Origin of the sequence: Rhodoferax sp. PAMC 29310 (assembly GCF_017948265.1) — a bacterium.
Taxonomy (GTDB): Bacteria; Pseudomonadota; Gammaproteobacteria; order Burkholderiales; family Burkholderiaceae_C; genus Rhodoferax.
On sequence record NZ_CP072852.1, the window covers coordinates 3488767 to 3509838 of the forward strand.

Genomic DNA, 21072 nt, shown 5'->3' on the forward strand with positions numbered 1-21072 from the left:
GTGCCCGGGCTGCTTACTTGTAGTAGCCCGCCTTCTTCATCTGACGCTCGGCGGCCACCTGGGCTGCCTTCAACGCTTCATCAACCGTCTTCTGGCCTGCCAGCGCTGCGCTCAACTGCTGGCCCACTTCGGTACCGATCGCCTGGAACTCAGGGATGGCAGCGAACTGCACGCCGACATAGGGGCTCTTAGGCAAGGTGGCGTCGTTCGGGTTGGCCGAATCGATGGCCATCTTCTCGGCCGGAGCGAAGCGGGCGGCCTTCACAAACTCAGGGTTTGCGTAGGTCGACTTGCGCGTACCGGTGGGCACAGCGGCCCAGCCATTGGTTTTTGCCACCAGCTCGATGTAATCCTTGGAAGTTGCCCAAGTCACGAACTTCTGTGCAGCGTCCACTTTCTTGGAGCCCGATGGCACGGCCAAAGCCCATGCCCACAACCAGTTGGAACCCTTGGCGGTCACCTGGGTAGGCGCTTGTGCAAAGGCCATCTGGTCGGCCACTTTGGATTGCTTGGGGTCGCTCACGAAAGATGCTGCGATCGTTGCGTCCACCCACATACCGCACTTGCCCGTATTGGTCAGGGCCAGGATTTCGTTGAAGCTGTTGGCAGCAGAGCCGGGTGGGCCGTACTTGGTCAGCATGTCAACGTAGAACGTGACGGCGTCGTGCCAAGGCTTGCTGTCGAACTGTGGCTTCCACTTCATGTCGAACAGCTGTCCGCCGAAGGCGTTGGCCATGGTTGTGACGAAGGCCATGTTGTCGCCCCAGCCTGGCTTGCCGCGCAGGCAGATGCCGTACACGCCGTTCTTTGGATCGTGGATCTTGGCGGCTGCGTCACGCACCTGGGTCCAGGTAGGACGCTCTGGGATGGTGATGCCGGCCTTGTCGGTCAAGTCTTTGCGGTACATGAGCATGGAGCTCTCGCCGTAGAAGGGGGCAGCGTACATTTTGCCGTCTACGCTTAGGCCATTGCGCATGGCGGGCAAGATGTCGTCGATGTCATAGGCGGCATCGCCTTTGATTTCTTTCAGCCAACCTTTTTTGCCCCAGATCGGCGCTTCGTACATGCCGATGGTCATGATGTCGAATTGGCCGCCTTTGGTGGCAATGTCGGTGGTGACGCGCTGGCGCAGAACACCTTCTTCCAGCGTAACCCACTTGAGCGTGATGTCGGGGTTGGCTTTTTCAAAGTTGCTGCTGAGTTTCTGCATTTCGACCATGTGACCGTTGTTGACGGTGGCGATGACGAGTTCAGTCGCTGCTTGGGCTGTGCCGCAGAGGGCCAGAACCAGTGAGGCTGCCAGGGAAAGTTTCATTTTCGATTTCATCGATTGTCTCCTTGATGGATATTTAGGGTGCGACGTTCAGTGCGGGATTGCGTTCCCAGCATTGACACCTTGAAGGTTACTGATCCTCTCTTTCGCGGTTGGTACTGAAATTGGTAAAAATAGTACTCTGATGCATGTATAGACTGGGACTTACCCCTATATTTGTCATTTGCGTACCTGGGTGTTACGGGGCGTAACCCCGAGACCCAACAAAATGCGCCCTCAGGACGCCATGGGGCCGAGTGGCAGGACGCTACTGGCCTTGACTTCACCCAGAGAGAAGCTGGTGTGGAGGTCTTTTACATGGGGCAGGTTGATCAACACCTCGCGGGCAAACTGGCTGAAGCTGTTGAGGTCGCGGCTGACCACTTGCAACTCAAAAGTACCCGTGCCGCTGATGTAGTGGCAGCTCACGATCTCGGGAATGGCACGGATGGCTTCCTCCAGACTTCTTAGCACGTCGCCCGAGTTGCTGTCGGCGTCCAGTCGCACAAACGCCAACACGCCCAATCCAATTTTGTGACGATCAATTTCTGCCCGATAACCCTTGATAAACCCGGCCTCCTCCAAACGCCGAACCCGTCGCCAACAGGGGGCGGCGCTCAGACCCACTCGTGCGCTCAGGTCGGCATTGCTCAGGCGCCCTTCAATTTGCAATTCAATCAGAATCGCCCAGTCAAATTTGTCGAGTATGTTCATTTCGTAGACTTTTTAAGCAAGATTCTTTCAAATGGTAGCCTGATTCGAGCAAAGAACGCAAAGACATATCAGTGTGACGGGCCTACACTTTCGGACTCACAATGAGGCGGCCATAGACTCATTGGCGCCTTAGAAAACTCGACGCCCACAAGGCGCTTCACCCGGTATTTCACCTGCACCCGGAGACTCACACCATGAATGCACCCCTGCCCGATCACATTCGCAAATCGCTTGAAACCGTGACGCTTGACGACAAATACGCCCTCGACCACGGACTGGCCTTCATGAGTGGGGTGCAGGCCCTGGTCAAGTTGCCCATGTTGCAACGGGTGCGTGATCAGCAAATCGGCAAGAACACGGCCGGATTTGTCAGCGGTTACCGGGGTTCTCCCTTGGGTGGCTATGACCAAGCCCTGGTCAAGGCAGAGAAATACCTGAAAACCCAGAACATCATTTTTCAACCTGGTGTGAACGAAGAGTTGGCCGCCACGGCAATCTGGGGCACTCAGCAACTGGGATTTGCACCGCCAGGGAGCAACAAGTTTGATGGGGTGTTTGGCATCTGGTACGGCAAGGGCCCGGGGGTGGACCGTTGCAGCGATGTGTTCAAACACGCCAACATGGCGGGCACCACCGAGTGGGGCGGTGTGATTGCCGTAGCGGGGGATGACCACATCTCCAAAAGCTCAACCGCCGCGCACCAGAGCGACCATATTTTCAAAGCCTGCGGTTCCCCGGTGTTTTTCCCTGCCACCGTGCAGGAAATATTGGACCTGGGCATTCACGCGTTTGCACTGAGTCGTTTTTCGGGCGTTTGGTCCGGAATGAAGACGATTCAGGAAATCGTCGAGTCCAGCGCGACGGTGATGATTGACCCGAACCGGGTGCAAATCAAGATTCCCACTGACTTTGAGATGCCGCCGGGCGGCCTGCACATTCGCTGGCCAGACCACGCGCTGGAGCAAGAGGCTCGACTGTTTCACTACAAGTGGTATGCGGCTCTGGCGTATATCCGTGCCAACCGCCTGAACTACAGCGTCATCGAAGGCCCGAATGACCGCCTGGGCTTGATTGCCAGCGGCAAAGCCTACAACGACACGCGTCAAGCGCTGATGGATCTGGGGCTGGACGACGCCACCTGCCAGCAAGTGGGCGTGCGCCTGCACAAGGTGGGGGTGGTGTGGCCGCTGGAGGCGCAGTTGACTCGCGAGTTTGCGACAGGCTTGCAAGAGATTTTGGTCATTGAAGAAAAGCGCCAGGTCATTGAGTACCAGCTCAAGGAGGAGTTGTACAACTGGCGCGCGGATGTGCGCCCCAATGTGCTGGGCAAGTTCAACGAAGGCGAGGGTGAATTCAGTGGGGGGGAGTGGTCCAACTCGAATCCGACGGCGAACACGCTCTTGCGCGCCAATGCGGATTTATCCCCTGCGCTCATCGCCCGCGCCATTGCGCAGCGGCTTAAAAAACTGGGTATTCCCGACGCGATCAGTGCCCGCATCGACACACAGCTGGCGATTCTGGACGCCAAAGAGCGCGCCATGTCGGTCATTGAGCTGAAGGCTGATCGGCAACCCTGGTTTTGTTCGGGTTGCCCGCACAACACCTCCACCAAGGTGCCAGACGGCTCGCGGGCCATGGCCGGCATTGGCTGCCACTTCATGACCATCTGGATGGATCGCGCGACCGAGGGCTTCACCCAAATGGGCGGCGAGGGCGTGCCTTGGGTGGGGCAACAGCCATTCAGCCACGACCAGCACATCTTCGCCAACCTGGGCGACGGCACTTACTTTCACAGCGGCTTGCTGGCCGTTCGCCAGAGCATCGCCGCTGGCGTCAACATCACCTACAAAATTCTCTACAACGATGCCGTTGCCATGACGGGTGGGCAGCAGGTCGGAGAGCGGCCAGAAGGTCACTCTGTTGTGCAGATCGCCCAATCAATGCGGGCGGAGGGCGCTATCAAAATCATAGTCGTCACAGATGAACCCGAAAAATACGCCGGCATCAAGGGCCTGCCCGAAGGTATTGCCATTGAGCACCGGGACGAGCTGGACCGGGTTCAGCGCGAATTCCGCGAGATCAAGGGAACGACGGTCATCATTTACGACCAGACTTGCGCGACCGAGAAACGCCGCCGCCGCAAGCGGGGCAGCCTGGTAGACCCCGCCAAGCGCGTGTTGATCAATGAGTTGGTCTGTGAAGGTTGTGGCGATTGCGGCGTGCAAAGCAACTGCCTGAGCGTGGAGCCGCTGGAAACCGAGTTTGGCCGCAAGCGCACCATCAACCAGAGCACTTGCAACAAGGATTACTCCTGCACCAAGGGGTTTTGCCCCAGTTTCGTCACCGTCGAAGGCGGTACGTTGAAGAAAAAGGCCAAAGGCAAGGGTGTATCGCCGTTTGAACTGGGGCAGTTGCCCCTGCCCCAAATCCCCAGCCCAGGCTCCGTCGACGGCGCGGTGTGGGGAATCATTGTGGCTGGCGTGGGCGGCACAGGGGTAATCACGATTGGTCAGCTATTGGGTGTGGCCGCTCACTTGGAGGGCAAAGGTGTTGTCACTCAAGACGCGGGGGGCTTGGCGCAAAAAGGTGGCGCAACCTGGAGTCATGTGTTGATTGCTGAGGGTCAGGACGCCATTCGAACCACCCGCGTCAGCATGGCAGCCGCCGACCTGATCATTGGCTGCGACCCCATTGTGGTTGCCGGCAAGGAAACGGCGATGCGCATGCGGGCAGGGCGCACTCACGTGGCGCTCAACTCCCATGCGATTCCCACAGCAGCATTTGTGACCAATGCCAACTGGGAAAACCCGGCCGACGCCTGTGTCAGCGATGTTGTGAAGGCCGTGGGTCTTGACGGTGTGGGCGTGTTCAACGCCGACGCGGCTGCCAACCAGCTAATGGGGGACAGCATTTACACCAACCCCATGATGCTGGGTTACGCCTGGCAAAAAGGATGGATTCCGCTGTCGCATGTGTCATTGCAGCGCGCCATCGAACTGAACGCCGTCGCGGTGGACCAGAACAAGGCTGCCTTCGAGTGGGGACGTCGTGCGGCCCATGACGCAACTGCCTTCGACAAGATCCTGAATCCCGGTCAGGTCGTAGCATTTACCAGGCGCACCTCTTTGGACGAGATGGTGGCCAAGCGAGTCGAGTTTCTGACGGCTTACCAAAATGCCGCCTACGCTCAGACCTACCAAGATTTTGTGCAAAAAGTGCGCGCGGCTGACCAGGCTGCCGGCGACAAGCGATTGGCTTTGACGGAGGCCGTGGCGCGTTACCTGTTCAAGCTCATGGCGTACAAGGACGAGTACGAGGTGGCCCGTTTGCACACCGACCGGGCATTCCACGACAGGGTTGCCGCGTCGTTTGAAGGCGATTACAAGCTGAACTATCACTTGGCCCCGCCCTTGCTGGCCAAGAAAAACGACAAGGGAGAGTTGCAAAAGCAAAAGTTCGGCCCCGTCATGTTGACTGGGTTCAAAGTGTTGGCCCGCCTCAAGGGCTTGCGCGGCACGACCTGGGACGTATTTGGGAAATCCGAGGAACGGATTCAGGAACGCGCCTTGATTGCCGAGTACCGAACCAGCATGGACGAGGTGGTCGCTGCCCTGGCCTTGTCAGTGCCGTCAGCGCAAGCCGCTGTGCGCTATCAAAATGCGCTGGATGTGGCCCGTATCCCTGAGCAAATCAGGGGTTTCGGTCATGTCAAAGCACGCCATCTGAAGGCGGCACGCCAGAATTGGGAGGCCAAACTGGCCCAGTTTCGTCGCCCTTTGGTCGCTGACAAAGCCGCTTAAGTTCGACGGACAGGGCCCAATGGGGCCCCGCATACAATGACGAGTTGCCTGTTTCTTGCGCCTTGGCGTGAGGGACAGGCGCTGTGCCTTGTTTTCCTGATTCATTATTCTGGAGTTAGCCGTGTTTATTTCTTCCGCCTTTGCCCAAACCGCCCCTGCCGCTGCTGAAGCCGGTGGTGGCCTGCAGTCTTCGCTCATGAGCATGCTGCCACTAATTTTGATGTTTGTGGTGCTGTATTTCGTGATGATTCGCCCCCAAATGAAAAAGCAGAAAGAGCACCGCGCCATGATTGACGCATTGGCGAAAGGCGACGAGATCGTGACTGGCGGCGGCATGCTGGGCAAGGTCACCAAGCTGGGCGAAGGCAACATCACTCTGGAAGTCGCTGCAGGCGTAGAGGTTCAGATGCAGCGCAGTGCTGTGGTGCAAGTTTTGCCAAAAGGCAGCATCAAGTAATTCGTCAACCCTTCAAGACTAGGTAGAAGCGCGATCATGAATCGTTATCCAATATGGAAGTACGCGGTCATCGTGGTCGCGATGGTCATCGGTGTCGTTTACACACTTCCCAATTTTTTCGGGGAGTCGCCTGCAGTTCAGGTGTCATCTGCCAAAGTCACAACCAAAGTGGACGGTTCCACTTTGGTGCGAGTGCAGGAAGCCTTGGTGTCTGCGGGCATCAACTCTGACCTGGTCGCACTGGATGGTACTTCCATCAAAGCCCGCTTTGACACTACTGATACGCAGCTGAAAGCCAAAGATGCGCTTCAGAAAGCGTTGAACCCGGATGCTGAAAGTTCAGGCTACGTGGTGGCGTTGAACCTCCTGTCTCGTTCCCCCACCTGGTTGACTGCTTTGCATGCCTTTCCCATGTACTTGGGCTTGGATTTGCGCGGTGGCGTTCACTTCATGTTGCAAGTGGACATGCAGGCCGCGCTGACCAAAAAGGCTGAGTCCCTCGCGGGTGATATTCGCACTACGTTGCGTGAAAAGAACGTGCGTCACAGCGGTATCAACCGCGAAGGCCAACTGATCGAAATCCGGTTTCGTGACGTGGCTACCCGGGATGCAGCCAAAAACCTGATTCAGGACCAGTTTGCTGACTTGCAAACCGTGGATTCCGCAGACGGCTCCGAGTTCAAGCTGACGGCCTCTATCAAGCCGGAAGCCGCTCGTCGGGTACAAGATCAGTCCCTCAAGCAAAACATCACCACGCTTCACAACCGGATCAACGAGCTGGGCGTCGCCGAGCCGGTGATCCAGCAGCAAGGGCTGGACCGGATCGTGGTTCAACTGCCTGGCGTGCAAGACACCGCCAAGGCCAAGGATATTTTGGGTCGCACCGCCACGCTGGAAGTCCGCATGGTTGATGAAAGCAGCGAAGCCCGCGCCGCTGAAAGTGGCACTGGCCCCGTTCCGTTCGGCTCCGAGCGCTTTCTGGAGCGTCGGGGGCAGGTCGTCATCGTCAAGAAGCAAGTCATTTTGACCGGTGAGAACCTGACTGATGCGCAGCCTGGTTTTGACAGTCAGACCAGCGAAGCCGTGGTCAATTTGACCTTGGATGCCAAGGGTGCCCGCATCTTCCGAGATGTCACTCGGGAGAGCATTGGCAAACGCATGGCGATTTTGTTGTTTGAAAAAGGCAAGGGTGAGGTAGTGACCGCACCGGTGATCCGTTCTGAGATCAGTGGGGGCCGAGTACAGATTTCCGGCAGCATGACCTCGGTGGAAGCCACGGATACAGCGCTGCTTCTGCGTGCCGGCTCACTTGCCGCGCCCATGGAGATCATCGAAGAGACCACCATTGGCCCAAGCTTGGGTGCTGAAAATATTGCCAAAGGCTTTGACAGCGTGACTTGGGGCTTTGTGGCCGTCGCGGTGTTCATGTGCCTGTACTACATGCTGTTTGGCGTGTTTTCAAGCATTGCGCTTGGCTTCAATTTGTTGTTGCTGGTCGCGATTCTTTCCATGCTGCAGGCCACACTGACGCTGCCGGGAATGGCCGCGATGGCGCTGGTGTTAGGTATGGCGATTGACGCCAACGTACTCATCAATGAGCGGGTTCGTGAGGAGTTGCGCTCAGGTGCGTCACCTCAGGCCGCGATCAATACGGGCTACGACCGGGCTTGGGCCACCATTTTGGATTCCAACGTCACCACATTGATCGCGGGCATGGCATTGCTGGCGTTTGGCTCCGGTCCCGTGCGTGGATTTGCGGTGGTTCACGTGTTGGGCATTTTGACCAGCATGTTCTCCAGCGTCTTCTTCTCCCGAGGCTTGGTCAACGCCTGGTATGGCCGCAAGAAAAAACTGAAAAGTGTGTCAATCGGAACGATTTGGCGCCCGGAGTCTTCGACTCAACTCGAGTCAAACTAAGAGGTTCAAGATGGAATTTTTTAGAATTAAACGTGACATTCCGTTCATGCGGCATGCACTGGTCCTCAATGCTGTCTCGTTCATCACGTTTCTGGCCGCAGTGTTTTTCTTGTTTTCGCGTGGGTTACACCTTTCCGTGGAGTTCACAGGCGGGACGTTGATGGAGGTGAGTTACTCACAACCTGCTGATTTGAACAGCGTTCGCAGTGTGATTTCCAAGTTGGGGCTGCAGGACGTTCAGGTTCAGAACTTCGGTACCGCCAGTGACGTTCTGATTCGGCTGCCGGTGCAAAAAGGCGTCAGCTCCGCGCAGCAAAGCGTGACGGTTTTGGCGGCCCTCAAGGCGGACGACGCCGGTGTTTCCATGCGGCGAAGTGAGTTTGTGGGGCCTCAGGTGGGTGATGAACTCGCGATTGACGGTCTCAAAGCGCTGGCCTTTGTGATTATCGGCATCATGCTCTACTTGGCCATTCGATTTGAGTGGAAGTTTGCGGTGGCCGCGATCATCGCCAACTTGCACGACGTCATCATCATCCTCGGTTTTTTTGCGTTCTTCCAATGGGAGTTTTCACTGCCGGTGTTGGCTGCCGTGCTGGCGGTGCTTGGCTATTCAGTGAACGAGTCGGTTGTTATTTTTGACCGTATTCGTGAAAATTTCCGTCGTTATCGCAAGATGAATAGCGAGGAAGTAATCAACAGCGCAATCACTTCGACCATAAGTCGAACCATCATCACCCACGGATCGACGCAATTGATGGTCCTGTCGATGTTGCTCTTTGGTGGCGCCACCTTGCACTATTTCGCCTTGGCGTTGACTATCGGAATTCTGTTTGGCATTTATTCGTCGGTTTTTGTCGCTGCTGCCGTAGCCATGTGGTTGGGAATTCAACGCGAAGACCTGATTAAAAACACGCCCAGGAAAGACGAAGATCCCAACGACCCGAACGCTGGCGCGACGGTTTGATTTCTTACTCCGTGCCGGCGCGTGACGGCTGGCGGGAAGTCTCCTAGAATTTGACTCATGGCGTCCCCAATTTCTACTGTTCAGCGAGTTCGTTTGGCACGAGAGGTGCGCAATCGCCTGATTGCTGAGGCGAGGAAAGTACTGCCTGCATTGATTGTCGCCATTGATGAGCGCCTCGTTGCTGCCATGAGCGAAGCGGTCCCATCGCGGGAAATGCAGCTTCGCAGGGATGCTTGGACTGTGTTTCAACGCGAACGGAACGCCTGGAAAGAGCGGGTTGAAGCTGCGTGGCAACAGTCGTTGCAGCCTGTCGTTGCCGCCCCAAAGAAGGAGCCCGGCGAGGAGTTTGAGTTGATTGGCACCGAGGTGGTTGAAAACAGGATTCTGGTTTCCCGACTGGTGCAGGGTTTGATGGAGCGTTCCAGCAAGGATGTCAGTGATCTTGGTGTGCGGGTCAAGTACCTGGAGAACTCGTCAGAGCTAGCCGTTCATGACGTCCTACGCCCAGACACATTGTTGCTTGCAGTGATTGAGCAATGGAGCATGGCTGGCTTGCCACGCGAGGGTTGGGCAGTTGTAAATGACGTGGCTCATAAATTGCTGGTGGAGTGCCTGAAGCAGGTCTACGTCCTAAGTAATCAGTTTTTGATTGAGCAAGGGGTGATGCCGATCATCGAGGCGGAGACACGAGTCAAGCGTGTATCTGCATCAGCGCCGCTGCGACCCACTTCGGTGGGGCCGACTTCAGAGTCGGCCCCATTGTCGCCAAACTCGGAAAATGGCGGCTTTAACCAACCCGGCGTCCAGGGTGGCAGCAATCGCCAGCAACCTGGCAATTCCACTGGGTCGAATTCACCCATGGCGCCACTGCCATCGCGAATGGGTGAGCTGTCGGCCCCTCGCTCAAACGCTTTTGGAGGGCGTTTGGGTTGGGGCAATGAAAGAGCCTCTGCGACGCCGCCCGCAACGAGTGCGGGCTTTTCGGGTAGTGACAGTGTGTCGGCCCAGCCAGCCTCCGAATCAGGTCCCCAGAGAGGCGGTCGGCCATCCTCTGGTTACGGCGGTGCGTCGGACGAGACACGCATGATGACCTCCAGCACGCCGTTGGCTCGAGCCCGCAGTCGCGCGCTGGGTGTGATGGGTCAACTGAAGCGCTTGTTGGTGGGGTCGGCGGATGCAAACTTTGACACCGAAGTTCAAGCGCTGCCGTCGCCGGCCCTGGCGGCGGCGATAGCCTACCAGCCAAGACCAGCGGTGGAATACGCCGGTGGGGACACTGTCATGGAGGACTTCAGTCCTGCCGGGGTCGCCCAGGTTGCGGTTGAGTTGCGGCGCACCACTAATGAGCTAAAACGCAAAGCTGAAACAAAGAACGAAAAAGCCATTATTGAAATCGTGGCACTGATGTTTCAAGCCATTCTTCAGGAAGATCGAATTCCGCCTGGTGTCAGGGTCTGGTTTGCGCGTCTTCAAATGCCGGTGCTACGTGTCGCACTGGCAGAGCCTGACTTCTTTAGCACCTTGAATCATCCAGCCCGGCAATTGATCGATCGCATGGGCTCCTGTGTCATGGGTTTTGACGACAACAGTGTCAATAGCAGCGTCCTGCAGGCCGAAATCAAGCGTGTGGTTCAAGTAATTGAGCAGTACCCTGAAACCGGAAAGCGCGTCTATCAGCTGGTATACGATGAGTTTCAAAAGTTTTTGTCAAAATTTTTAATAGGCTCTGACGCAACCAAAAAAGTGGTGAGTGTCGCCCAACAGGTCGAGCAAAAAGAAACGTTGGCGATTCAGTACACGATTGAGATGCGCAACATGCTCAAGGACATGCCTGTTCGAGACGAGATTCGGCAATTTTTGTTCAAGATCTGGGCAGAAGTACTGGCAGTGTCGGCCGTGCGCAAGGGCCCGCGACATGCTGAGACACTGGAGCTGAAAAAATTGGCGACGGACCTGGTTTGGGCCGCCAGCGCCAAGCCCAACCGGGCCGACCGTGCGCGAGTGATTCAAGACTTGCCAAAATTATTGCAAAAGCTTCGCTCGGGAATGGGCATGCTGGGTTTGGCGCCGTCGGCGCAGGACGGGCACATCAAGGTGGTGAGTGACACGCTGGCCGATGCCTTCATGTCCAAGACGCAGGCCATCCCCGCCGAGCAGATCAATGCGATGGCAGAGCGCTTGGAGCGACTTGAGGATTTTGTCAGCGAGGATGGCATGGGTGACCTGCCACTGGACGCTGAAAGCATTGAATTGATGTTGGGCATTGACGCTTCCACCATCGTGGTCGTGTCCAGCGGGGGGTCGCTACCCAATGCGGCCATGATGGCGTGGGCGAACGAATTGCAATTGGGTTCCTGGTTCACCCTGGACCACAACGACCGTGTGATTCAGGTGCAGCTTCTTTGGCGCAGTGAGCGCAAGCACTTGCAGTTATTGGCCTCTACTGATGGGCGCAGTTATTTGATTCAGGCCGGCCGTCTGGCCGCTTACCTGCAGGCTGGGCTGTTGCTGCCGCAGGAAGAGGAAACCCTGACAGTGCGGGCGACCCGCGATGCACTGGTCAAATTGGAAGCAAATCCAGAGCGATTGCTCAGCTAAACGAGTTGGCGCTAGTGCGCAACGCGCTCGACGCCAGATTCGCACAGTTCGTCTAGAACCAGTGCGTCAGGTTCTTTGCCTAGACTCCAAAAAATCATGAGAACGATGATCTTGAGGTCGTCGAGCGGAACATGCTCTGCGCTGGCGGCCATCGCTCGATCAATCACAATTTCCCGCATATGCGGTGTCAGAACTTTCGAGTTTTCCAGGAAGGTAATGAAACCCAGGGACTCGGTACTCAAACGCAACTGCTCAGCGGCAGAATACACCCGCATGGTGTTGGGTGACTGGTTGAAAAAATGAGGGCTCACCGCGGTCGCAGAGACGGGCTCATCTCGGCTTGAATTCGCGGGTTGTTGACGTCCGCTAGCTGCCAAGTTGAGCTCCTTCAGCCACACCAAGGCATCTTGTATCTCCTCGGAGTCGAATCCAACCGTATTCAGTTTGCGCTCCAGATGCGCCAACTCGGGGCAGGCATCCCCGCGCCAGTAATTTTCAAATACGAAAACAAGCACTTCAAACATGGAGCCAATATAGCGCGAATCGAGATCCAAATGCAGCTAACTGTGCCTTGGGTCGGATTTGCGGTGCATTTCCGGCGTTAAGCCGTGATCAGGCGCTGAAACAGTCCGCCCGGCAGTCGGGTGACCAAGCCATCTAGCTCCAATGTCATCAATTCAGCCTGAAGGCTGGCGGTGTCCAGGCCGGTTCTTGCCTGCAAAGCGTCCAAACTGACTGGGTCAAATCCAAGGCCCTTCAAAAGGGGTGTGTTTGTGCCCGAAGGGGCGTCAATGTCTGTGTCATCGTCGTCGGCCTGTCGAGGCCGGTTTGTCCCCTGACTAGGGTCCAGTTTCATCTCCTCCAGCACATCCATCGCGGATTCAACCAGTTTGGCCCCTTGCTTGATCAGCGAGTGACACCCCCGTGATTGGGTGGAGTGAATAGAGCCCGGGATGGCGAAGACCTCTTTGCCTTGCTCCACGGTCAATCGCGCCGTGATCAGTGAACCGGACTTCATGGCCGCCTCAACGACCAGTGTGCCTTGCGAAAGCCCGGCGATCAGTCGATTGCGCTTGGGGAAATTCGCGGTCAGTGGCGGCGTTCCCAGTGGGTATTCACTCAGCAACACCCCGTGTTGGGCAATCCGATGGGCCAGGTCACGGTGGGCTTTGGGGTAGACCCGGTCCAGACCGGTGCCGACAACTGCGACCGTCGCCAGGTCAGGGCTGTTCGAGGCGTGACCGTCAAGAGCGCCTTCGTGGGCAGCGCCGTCAATGCCCAAGGCCAAGCCCGACACCACAGTCAACCCTGCCTGAGCAAAAGCCTTGGCGAACTGCCGGGCATTGGCCGCCCCTTGCGGGGTGGGATTTCGACTGCCCACCATGGCCAAGCTGAGCAAGGCGCGGTCTGATAGCATGTTTGCTATTGATTTTGTAGTGGCTTGTGCAGGTCCCTCTTCGGGTAGGGCACTATTTGACCCAAAAAATCCCGCCCCCAGCAAATACAGCATCAGCGGCGGGTCTTCCATCGTCAGCAACGACGGCGGGTAGTCTGAATCCCCCAGCACGACGATTTGCCGCCTGGGGGCGCCTCGGCTGCGGTCATTCAGCCAAGTCCAGGTCGTCTCCAGCAGGGGAGCCAGTTCAACCGGTTCTTCGCGCAGCGCGTTGGACTGCGCGGTGCTGACGGCCTGCTGCAGGGCTGCCAAGGGCTGGCCAAAGATGGACGCAGGCAAGCCAAATGCCGCCAGCAGTTTGCGGGCACTATCGTTGCCGACCCCTCGAGTCAGCGACAGCCGAAGCCATCCACCGAGTTCGTCGCGATCCACAGCGGCCTAGCGCGGATCGGTCAGGCGATCCCCAATTTTCACGCCGTCAGTGATATCCAGAACCAGCGCGTAAGACAGTTTCTCGAAGGGGCGAAAGACCATGAGCAAACCATTGCGCTCATCAGGCAACTTCAGCGCCGTGCGCGCGGGATCCGTTTTGTCAATCAGGCGGGCACCGTCCTTCATGATGGCCATGACATGGCCACTTTCGATGCCATCCCGGGTTCCCAGGTTGACCACGACCACCTGGTTTTGTGCAGCATTGGCAACGGCACTTCCATACACCGAGACAATGCGGCCATCCACCTTGCCCTCCGGCGCGCGCGGGACATAGCTCAGCAACTGTAGCTCGGGCTCAGGCAGCAGGCGATCTCCCACCCGCATTTCCTCTTTGGCGGCAATGATGTCGATCGTCGCTGGCACGATGTCGATACGGACTTTGCCCTCTTTGTCCACGGACTCCAGCGTGGATTCGCCGCGTGCGAGGAGCGCTTTGCCGACATACTGGGCTTCATAGCCAAGAACCTCGCCTGTCACTGGATCTTTCAAAGGGGTGGCATTGCGAAATATGCGGTATGTCTTTTGTTTTTTCGTGGTGTCGTCGACCAATGTGGCGTCAGACGGGCCGCGTGCATAAGCACGATCGCCCTGGGTCAGAAGCACCCGGCCTTCTTGGGCCGCCACAATGCGGGGCGCCGAGTTAAGTCCGTTTTCGTCCACGATCACCGGCTCAGCCAGAAACGCCTCAATGTACTGACTGTTCAGTGTGGGCAACGCGTCGTTGGCGAGGCTTTCGTAGCGGGTCCGTGGCGACAGACGAATAGTGTCCGTCGGGATCTCGCCATTGGCGGACTGCCGGGTACGCAAGCTGGCACGACCATCTTTTCGATCCAAATACAGTTTTTGCCCAGGGTAGATCAGGTGCGGGTTTTTGATGTCCTGCAGGTTCATGCCCCATAGCTCAGGCCAGCGCCAGGGGCGCTTCAAAAAAAGCCCGGAAATAGACCACAAGGTGTCACCCCGTTTCACGGTGTACTCATCCGGCGCGTTGGCACTGATTTCGCTCAGGGGCACACCAGTCTCTGCGACTTGGGCGGCAGTTGCCTTTTGACCCGCCGTGATGGGAAAATCCTGGGCAGACACCGAGAAAGGCAGCACCATGGCGCCAGAGAGTAGGGCCGCTGCGGCCATGGCTGCCTTGGACTTGGCCATCATGAGTTGTGTCATATCTTGTTGCATTTCAAATGCGTTTTAATCGGTTTGGTGAACGGCCTGAGGGCGAGCCGCGACGATAAATTCTTGACAATTCACGCACGATTTTGCGCTCAAGCCCTTGATTCGGCAACGCTTTCTGTCCGCACCCGCCACGGCTTGGCCTAAAAGTGGCGAAAATAGAGACATATTAGAACCTTTGCGGCGCTCGTGATTGACTGACAGTCAGCATTGGGCCCCCCACTTCCCGAAAAATCATGGCGTTATTACCCATTCTTTGCTTTCCTGATCCCAAGTTGCACACCGTTGCCAGCCCCGTCGCTGCCGTTGACACGCGCGTGAGGGCCTTAATTGCCGATATGCTCGACACCATGTACGACGCCAAAGGCATCGGGCTGGCGGCAACACAGGTCGATGTGCACGAACGACTCATTGTGATTGACGTGTCTGAAGAGCGGGACGAGCCTCTGGTGTTGATCAACCCCGAGTTGGTCTGGACCAGCGAGGCGACGCACCTGAACGAAGAGGGTTGCCTGTCGGTTCCCGGTATCTATGACGGCGTGAAGCGCTTTGATGAAGTCAAGGTCAGCGCGATGGATGGTGACGGCAAAACCCGGATTGTCGAGGCCGACGGCTTGCTTGCCGTCTGTATTCAGCATGAAATGGACCACCTCATGGGCAAGGTATTCGTCGAGTATCTGTCTCCTATGAAGCGGGACCGAATCAAAAAGAAAATGCTCAAAGTCCTGCGCGAGGAGCGCGCTTGAGGCTGATCTTTGCCGGTACGCCAGAATTTGCCCGGGTCGCGTTAGCCCAGTTACACGCTGCTGGCCATGAAATTGCGTTGGTGCTCAGCCAGCCAGACCGCCCCGCCGGTCGCGGCTTGAAGTTGCAGGCCTCGGCCGTCAAGCAGTTTGCACTCGATCATGCCATTCAGGTCGCGCAGCCCAGAAGTCTGCGCCTGGACGGCAAGTTTGCCGATGATGCGATTGCAGCCCGTGAAGACATGCTGGCTGCCAAGGCCGATGCGATGGTGGTTGCCGCCTACGGATTGATCCTGCCCCAGTGGGTGCTTGACCTGCCACGGTTGGGTTGCTTCAATATTCATGGCTCTCTGCTGCCCCGGTGGCGCGGCGCCGCGCCGATTCACCGCGCCATCGAGGCGGGTGACGCGCAAACCGGCATCACCATCATGCAAATGGATGCCGGCCTGGATACGGGCGACATGTTGTTGGTGGCCGCTGTGCCCATTAACGCTGCCGACACCACCGCCACGCTGCACGACACGCTTGCCGAGTTGGGTGGGCGCCTGATGGTGGACGCTTTGGCGCTGGCCGAGCGCGGCGCCTTGGTACCCGTCAAGCAGGACGAGGTTGGCGTGACTTATGCTCACAAAATTGACAAGTCCGAAGCCGCGGTCGACTGGACGCAGTCAGCCGACGTGATTGTGCGCCGAGTGCGCGCCTTCAACCCGTTTCCAGCCGCCTGCGCCACGCTGAACGGAGAGCCCCTCAAAGTCTGGTCGGCACAGGTTGAGCCCGGCCGACCTCCCGGGGATGTCGATTTTGGACAAGTTATGGCTGTAGCCCCCGATGGAATTACAGTAGCAGCTATGAATTCGATAGTAGTTTTAACGGCCTTACAGCGCCCTGGCGGTAAACGACTCGGTGTGGCGGACTTTCTGCGTGGCTTTGACGTACAGGCCGGGCAAGTGTTTGAGCCGCGGGCCAATTAGTGTTCTTCAAGCGCATCAATTACCAACACCCGGAGTTTGCCCGTGGCATGCGTGACTCGCTGTCGGTGGCGCCAGGACTTGCCGCTTGGGGCCTGATGATGGGCGTGGCCATGATGAAGTCCGGCATGAGCTTGACAGAGTCCTTGCTCATGGGCGTGATGGTGTTTGCGGGCAGTTCGCAGCTAGCGGCGATTCCCTTGCTGATGGCGGGCGCGCCCATGTGGGTGATTCTCGCCACCGGTATGTGTGTCAACCTTCGTTTTGTGGTGTTCAGTGCGCACATGCGCGCCTATGTGATGCATTTGCCCTTGTGGGAGCGCTTGGTGACCGGCTATCTGACCACCGACCTGACCTATGTCATGTTCACCAAACGTTTCCCGAGCCATGAGGCCGACGATGCCCAGCGGCTGGGGCATCAGGCCTATTTGGCGGGCAACTCGATCGTGAACTGGACTGCCTGGGTGGGGTGCAGTGTGCTTGGCGTGGTGCTGGCCAACTTCATTCCCACTCCTTGGGGCTTGAGCTTTGCCGGCATTCTGGCGCTGTTGGGCATTCTTTGTTCCCTGGCCTCCAGTCGCTTGCGAGTGGTCTCGGCGGGTGTGGCGGGTGCCGCGGCGGTGGCTGCGTTTGCGCTGCCGTTCAAGTTGAATGTGCTGGTCGCCATTGCGGCAGCAGTCGCTCTGTGCCTGATTCTGGAAGAGTCAGGCCGGGTCAGGCAGGAGGCAACATGACCGGGGAAACCGATCTCTGGACGCTGATCACCATCGTGGCGCTCACGGCCGTCACCGTGCTGACCCGATCGTTCTTCTTCTTGTCCAGCAAGCCCTGGCGACTGCCACACTGGGCGCAGCGTGGCCTGCAATATGCACCTATCGCGGCGCTGTCGGCGGTGATCGTGCCGGAGATGGTGATGACGCAAGGCCACCTCATCACCACTTGGCAAGACGCGCGGCTGTTTTCGGTGGCCGCTGGCGCTGGCTGGTATTTCTGGCGCAAAGGCGCAGGACAAGCCGTGCTGGGCACCATCGTCGTGGGCATGGTTGTTTACCTGACGCTTCATTTGGGTCTTGGTTGGTAACTCAGCGCGTATAGGCGCTCCTACAATCCCGGGAGTCTTTTCACTTCCATCAGGGGTTTTCATGAACGTCATTCGCTTTTCTGAACTGTGCGGGCAGGGCCAAGTAGCCGGTAAACGTGTTTTTATCCGTGCTGACCTGAATGTGCCGCAAAACGATGCGGGCCAGATCACGGAAGACACCCGCATTCGGGCCTCCATCCCCTGCATTCAGATGGCGCTGGACGCCGGTGCGGCCGTCATGGTCACTTCCCACCTGGGTCGCCCCACCGAAGGTGAGTTCAAACCCTCGGACTCGCTGGCGCCTGTGGCCGCGCGCATGGCGGAGCTTCTCGGGCGCGACGTGCCGGTGGTGGCCGACTGGGTCAACGGTGTGACCGTGCAGCCCGGGCAATTGGTCATGCTGGAGAACTGCCGCGTGAACAAGGGTGAGAAAAAGAACAACGAAGAGTTGGCCCGCAAGATGGCCGCCTTGTGCGACATTTTTGTGCACGACGCCTTTGGCACCGCCCACCGCGCCGAGGCTTCCACCTACGGCATTGCCCAGTTTGCCCCCGTGGCCTGTGCAGGCCCCTTGCTGGCTGCTGAGATGGACGCCATCAGTCTGGCCCTGGCCAAGCCCAAGCGCCCACTGGTGGCCATCGTGGCAGGCTCCAAAGTCTCCACCAAGCTCACCATTCTTCGCGCCCTGGCCGACAAAGTCGACCAACTCATTGTGGGCGGCGGCATTGCCAACACCTTTATGCTGGCCGCAGGCCTGAACATTGGCAAAAGCCTGGCCGAGCCTGATTTGCTGGCCGACGCCCGTGCCGTGATCGACGCCATGAAGGCCCGCGGTGCCGCAGTGCCCATTCCGACCGATGTGGTCACCGCCAAAACATTCGCCGCAGACGCCGTCGCCACCGTGAAGGCCGCGACCGATGTTGCCGATGATGACTTGATTCTGGACATCGGCCCCCAAACCGCTGCCGCCTTGGCGGAGCAACTCAAAGCCGCTGGCACGATCGTTTGGAATGGCCCTGTGGGCGTGTTCGAGTTCGCTGCGTTTGAGAATGGCACCAAAGTCATTGCCCAAGCCATTGCCGATTCCAGCGCCTTCTCGATCGCCGGTGGCGGCGACACTCTGGCCGCCATTGCCAAATACGGCATTGAAAAACAGGTGGGTTACATCTCCACCGGCGGCGGTGCGTTTCTGGAGGTGCTGGAAGGCAAAACCTTGCCCGCATTCGAGATACTGTCCAAGCGCGCCAATAGCTGATCGATTGCGGCTGCACTGATCGGCTTGGACAAGTGTTCGTCCATGCCGGCGTTCAGGCAATTCTGGCGCTCGGCATCATCTGTGCTGGCGGTCATGGCGACGATGGGGGTGTGTTGGCCGGCCTGCTCCATGGTTCTGATCACCCGAGTGGCCTCCAGTCCGTCTATCACCGGCATTTGAATGTCCATCAACACCAGATCCCAAGCGATTGTTGGGAACTGCGCCACAGCAGCTTCTCCGTCAGCCGCAATGACCACCGAATGCCCTTTTTCTTCCAAGAGCATGTTGGCAATCATTTGATTGATGGGGTGATCTTCGACCAGCAGAATGGTGAGTTTTTTCATGGTGACTTGGGGTAGGATTTATCGCTCGGCTAGATTCATTGAATTTTAGGAGTGGGCCTGTCATGACGATCAATGATTTACCCAAGGACCACTGTACCCCGATGGTCTATCTGGAAGTCGCTCGTGCAACGGGCTTTACGGGGGGCGAAACGGCAACTCGTGGTTTGCTGCAGCTGGTCGAGCAAAGTTTGCGGGGCGATGTTGACGCGATCCTGCGGCATATCGAGACCGGTGATGCGGTCGCCGCCGGCCGAGTTCTTCATGTCATCAAAGGGTTCGCGCCCGTGTTTTGTGTGGACTCGCTCACCGAAGAAATTGCAAGCGTGGAGCGCATCGGACAAAGTGGGGCACTCGATGCCTTGACGCCCGCCTTTGCCGAGTTGGCGCCAAGGCTGCTTGTCCTGCATGGTGAGATTCAGACCTATTTGGCCACGTCGCCTTTGCCCACCTAGAATCACCAGAAGCCGCCCTGGCGGCCCCTACGACTACTTACTGTTGAACGACATGAACCTCACCAAAGCCCGAATCCTGATTGTTGACGATGACCGTTTGATGCGCAGCCTGATCGTGAACGGATTGAGGCAACTCGGAATTCAAGACATTCACGAAAGCGATGATGGAACGGGGGCCCTTTTATCGGCCAGCAAATTGCAGCCCGATCTCATTTTGACTGATGTTCATATGACACCTATGAACGGCCTTGAGTTTGTCAAGCAGCTCCGGGCATTGCCCAATGCGACTATCAGCGCCAGCAAGGTGATTTTCATGAGCGCCGATACCAGCAAGGAAACGCTGACGGCGGCCTTGCCGCTGGGTATTTTGGGTTACATCGTGAAGCCGCCCAAGTTGGAGGCATTGCAGGCCAGAATCGAGGCGGCTTTGCGCTGAGAAAGCGCTTAATCGCAGCAGGCTTGGCCGCGCCCACTGCTTTTGGCCCGGTACAAGCGAGCGTCGGCCCGCGACACCAATTCAGCCTGGTCGGTGGCCGTCGTGAGACCAATGTCATCGGACTCAACTCGGGCCGATACACCTAGGCTGATGGTGACCCAAGGGCTGATATCCGAGTCCTCATGGGGGATCTCCAATGCCCGAATCTGTCCCTCCAGGTGCTGGGCCAAAAACATGGCCTCCTGAAAAGAGGTGTCTGGCAGGATGCAGACAAACTCTTCGCCGCCATACCTCGCCACCATGTCTGCCGAGCGTCTCATGGCCTTTTTCAACGTCTTCGCTATGCTCTTCAGGCAATCATCGCCGGACTGATGCCCATAGCGATCGTTGTAGCGCTTGAAGTTGTCCACATCGATCAGGATCACACTCAGAGCAGATTCATTGCGTGTTGCTCTGCCCCATTCCTTGTCCAACTGTTGGTCAAAGTGGCGGCGGTTATAAACCCCGGTTAGCCCGTCAAGAAACACAAGCTGGCGAAGCAAGTCGGACTGGAACTTCAAAGTCAGATGTGTTTGGACCCGCGCACGAACCACCGCCGGATTGACTGGCTTGGAAATAAAGTCAACGGCCCCTGCCAAAAGCCCTTCCGTTTCCTGGGCCGGGTCAGAGTGAGCGGTCACAAAAATAACCGGAATATTGCGGGTGGCCTCGTCCGCCTGAAGCTTGGCACAGACCTCCAGCCCGTCAATGCCGGGCATCACGATGTCCAGCAACACCAGGTCGGGAGGATTGTCTTTGCAGATGGCCAAGGCCTGGGGGCCGTTGGTCGCCATGAACACCTGACAATCCGACGCGAAAATCTGGTGAATGACTTGAATATTGATGGCCTGGTCGTCCACCACCAGCAACTTTGGTTTGCCCGTGTCGGCGCCCAATAGGGTGTCAATTTGGCTGGTTCTGTCAATCATGG

At 57.6% G+C, this 21072-nt stretch carries 19 protein-coding genes; 12 read left to right on the forward strand and 7 right to left on the reverse strand.

Annotated features, from left to right (window positions below; translation table 11 throughout):
- Positions 1–13: 13 nt before the first annotated feature.
- Both J8G15_RS16245 and J8G15_RS16250 read right to left on the reverse strand, forming a co-directional pair.
- Complete coding sequence (locus J8G15_RS16245; protein WP_210543410.1) at positions 14–1315, reverse strand: sugar ABC transporter substrate-binding protein; 1302 nt, start codon at positions 1313–1315, stop codon at positions 14–16.
- A gap of 234 nt (positions 1316–1549) precedes the next feature.
- The gene (locus tag J8G15_RS16250) at positions 1550–2026 is read right to left on the reverse strand and encodes an Lrp/AsnC family transcriptional regulator (protein WP_210543411.1); all 477 of its coding nucleotides are present in this window, start codon (positions 2024–2026) and stop codon (positions 1550–1552) included.
- Between the two features lie 194 nt (positions 2027–2220).
- Between J8G15_RS16250 and J8G15_RS16255 the strand changes: the two genes are divergently transcribed.
- From J8G15_RS16255 to J8G15_RS16275, 5 genes are all read left to right on the forward strand, one after another.
- Positions 2221–5826, forward strand: coding sequence for an indolepyruvate ferredoxin oxidoreductase family protein (locus J8G15_RS16255; RefSeq protein WP_210543412.1), 3606 nt, complete (start codon positions 2221–2223; stop codon positions 5824–5826).
- Between the two features lie 121 nt (positions 5827–5947).
- Positions 5948–6283, forward strand: a complete 336-nt coding sequence (gene yajC / locus J8G15_RS16260) for a preprotein translocase subunit YajC (protein ID WP_210543413.1) — start codon at positions 5948–5950, stop codon at positions 6281–6283.
- 36 nt (positions 6284–6319) lie between these two features.
- On the forward strand, positions 6320–8200 hold the full coding sequence (gene secD, locus J8G15_RS16265; protein WP_210543414.1) for a protein translocase subunit SecD: 1881 nt from the start codon (positions 6320–6322) through the stop codon (positions 8198–8200).
- A 10-nt stretch (positions 8201–8210) separates the two neighbouring features.
- A complete protein-coding gene (gene secF, locus J8G15_RS16270; protein ID WP_210543415.1) occupies positions 8211–9164 on the forward strand; it encodes a protein translocase subunit SecF in 954 nt (317 codons plus the stop codon).
- Between the two features lie 57 nt (positions 9165–9221).
- Positions 9222–11762, forward strand: coding sequence for a DUF1631 family protein (locus tag J8G15_RS16275; protein ID WP_210543416.1), 2541 nt, complete (start codon positions 9222–9224; stop codon positions 11760–11762).
- 11 nt (positions 11763–11773) lie between these two features.
- Here the strand turns inward: J8G15_RS16275 and J8G15_RS16280 are convergent, their stop codons facing one another.
- The 3 genes from J8G15_RS16280 to J8G15_RS16290 all read right to left on the reverse strand — a co-directional run bounded on the left by J8G15_RS16280 (position 11774) and on the right by J8G15_RS16290 (position 14817).
- Entirely contained in the window at positions 11774–12286 is a 513-nt protein-coding gene (locus J8G15_RS16280; RefSeq protein WP_210543417.1) for a DUF494 family protein, read from the reverse strand.
- A 77-nt stretch (positions 12287–12363) separates the two neighbouring features.
- Positions 12364–13590, reverse strand: a complete 1227-nt coding sequence (dprA, locus tag J8G15_RS16285) for a DNA-processing protein DprA (RefSeq protein WP_210543419.1) — start codon at positions 13588–13590, stop codon at positions 12364–12366.
- Between the two features lie 6 nt (positions 13591–13596).
- Positions 13597–14817 carry a LysM peptidoglycan-binding domain-containing protein gene (locus J8G15_RS16290; RefSeq protein WP_210543421.1) on the reverse strand — a complete coding sequence of 407 codons (1221 nt, stop codon included), beginning with the start codon at positions 14815–14817 and terminating at the stop codon, positions 13597–13599.
- 242 nt (positions 14818–15059) lie between these two features.
- Between J8G15_RS16290 and def the strand changes: the two genes are divergently transcribed.
- From def to J8G15_RS16315, 5 genes are all read left to right on the forward strand, one after another.
- Positions 15060–15569 (forward strand): peptide deformylase, encoded by a 510-nt coding sequence (gene def, locus J8G15_RS16295; RefSeq protein WP_210543424.1) that lies wholly within the window; start codon positions 15060–15062, stop codon positions 15567–15569.
- Complete coding sequence (gene fmt / locus J8G15_RS16300; protein WP_210543425.1) at positions 15566–16537, forward strand: methionyl-tRNA formyltransferase; 972 nt, start codon at positions 15566–15568, stop codon at positions 16535–16537. The genes def and fmt overlap by 4 nt, the downstream gene beginning before the upstream one ends.
- Positions 16538–16584: 47 nt before the next feature.
- The gene (locus J8G15_RS16305; RefSeq protein ID WP_210543427.1) at positions 16585–17268 is read left to right on the forward strand and encodes an AzlC family ABC transporter permease; all 684 of its coding nucleotides are present in this window, start codon (positions 16585–16587) and stop codon (positions 17266–17268) included.
- Positions 17265–17615: an AzlD domain-containing protein gene (locus J8G15_RS16310; RefSeq protein ID WP_210543429.1), complete on the forward strand. Its 351-nt coding sequence runs from the start codon at positions 17265–17267 to the stop codon at positions 17613–17615. The genes J8G15_RS16305 and J8G15_RS16310 overlap by 4 nt, the downstream gene beginning before the upstream one ends.
- Before the next feature lie 61 nt (positions 17616–17676).
- On the forward strand, positions 17677–18870 hold the full coding sequence (locus J8G15_RS16315) for a phosphoglycerate kinase (RefSeq protein ID WP_210543431.1): 1194 nt from the start codon (positions 17677–17679) through the stop codon (positions 18868–18870).
- On the opposite strand, the gene J8G15_RS16320 is transcribed toward J8G15_RS16315, so the two are convergent.
- Positions 18777–19214 (reverse strand): response regulator, encoded by a 438-nt coding sequence (locus J8G15_RS16320; protein ID WP_210543433.1) that lies wholly within the window; start codon positions 19212–19214, stop codon positions 18777–18779. The genes J8G15_RS16315 and J8G15_RS16320 overlap by 94 nt on opposite strands.
- 62 nt (positions 19215–19276) lie before the next feature.
- Between J8G15_RS16320 and J8G15_RS16325 the strand changes: the two genes are divergently transcribed.
- The gene (locus tag J8G15_RS16325; protein ID WP_210543435.1) at positions 19277–19666 is read left to right on the forward strand and encodes a hypothetical protein; all 390 of its coding nucleotides are present in this window, start codon (positions 19277–19279) and stop codon (positions 19664–19666) included.
- A gap of 52 nt (positions 19667–19718) precedes the next feature.
- On the forward strand, positions 19719–20102 hold the full coding sequence (locus J8G15_RS16330; protein WP_210543437.1) for a response regulator transcription factor: 384 nt from the start codon (positions 19719–19721) through the stop codon (positions 20100–20102).
- Positions 20103–20110: 8 nt separating this feature from the next.
- Here the strand turns inward: J8G15_RS16330 and J8G15_RS16335 are convergent, their stop codons facing one another.
- Positions 20111–21070, reverse strand: a complete 960-nt coding sequence (locus J8G15_RS16335; RefSeq protein ID WP_210543439.1) for a diguanylate cyclase — start codon at positions 21068–21070, stop codon at positions 20111–20113.
- Between the last annotated feature and the right edge of the window lie 2 nt (positions 21071–21072).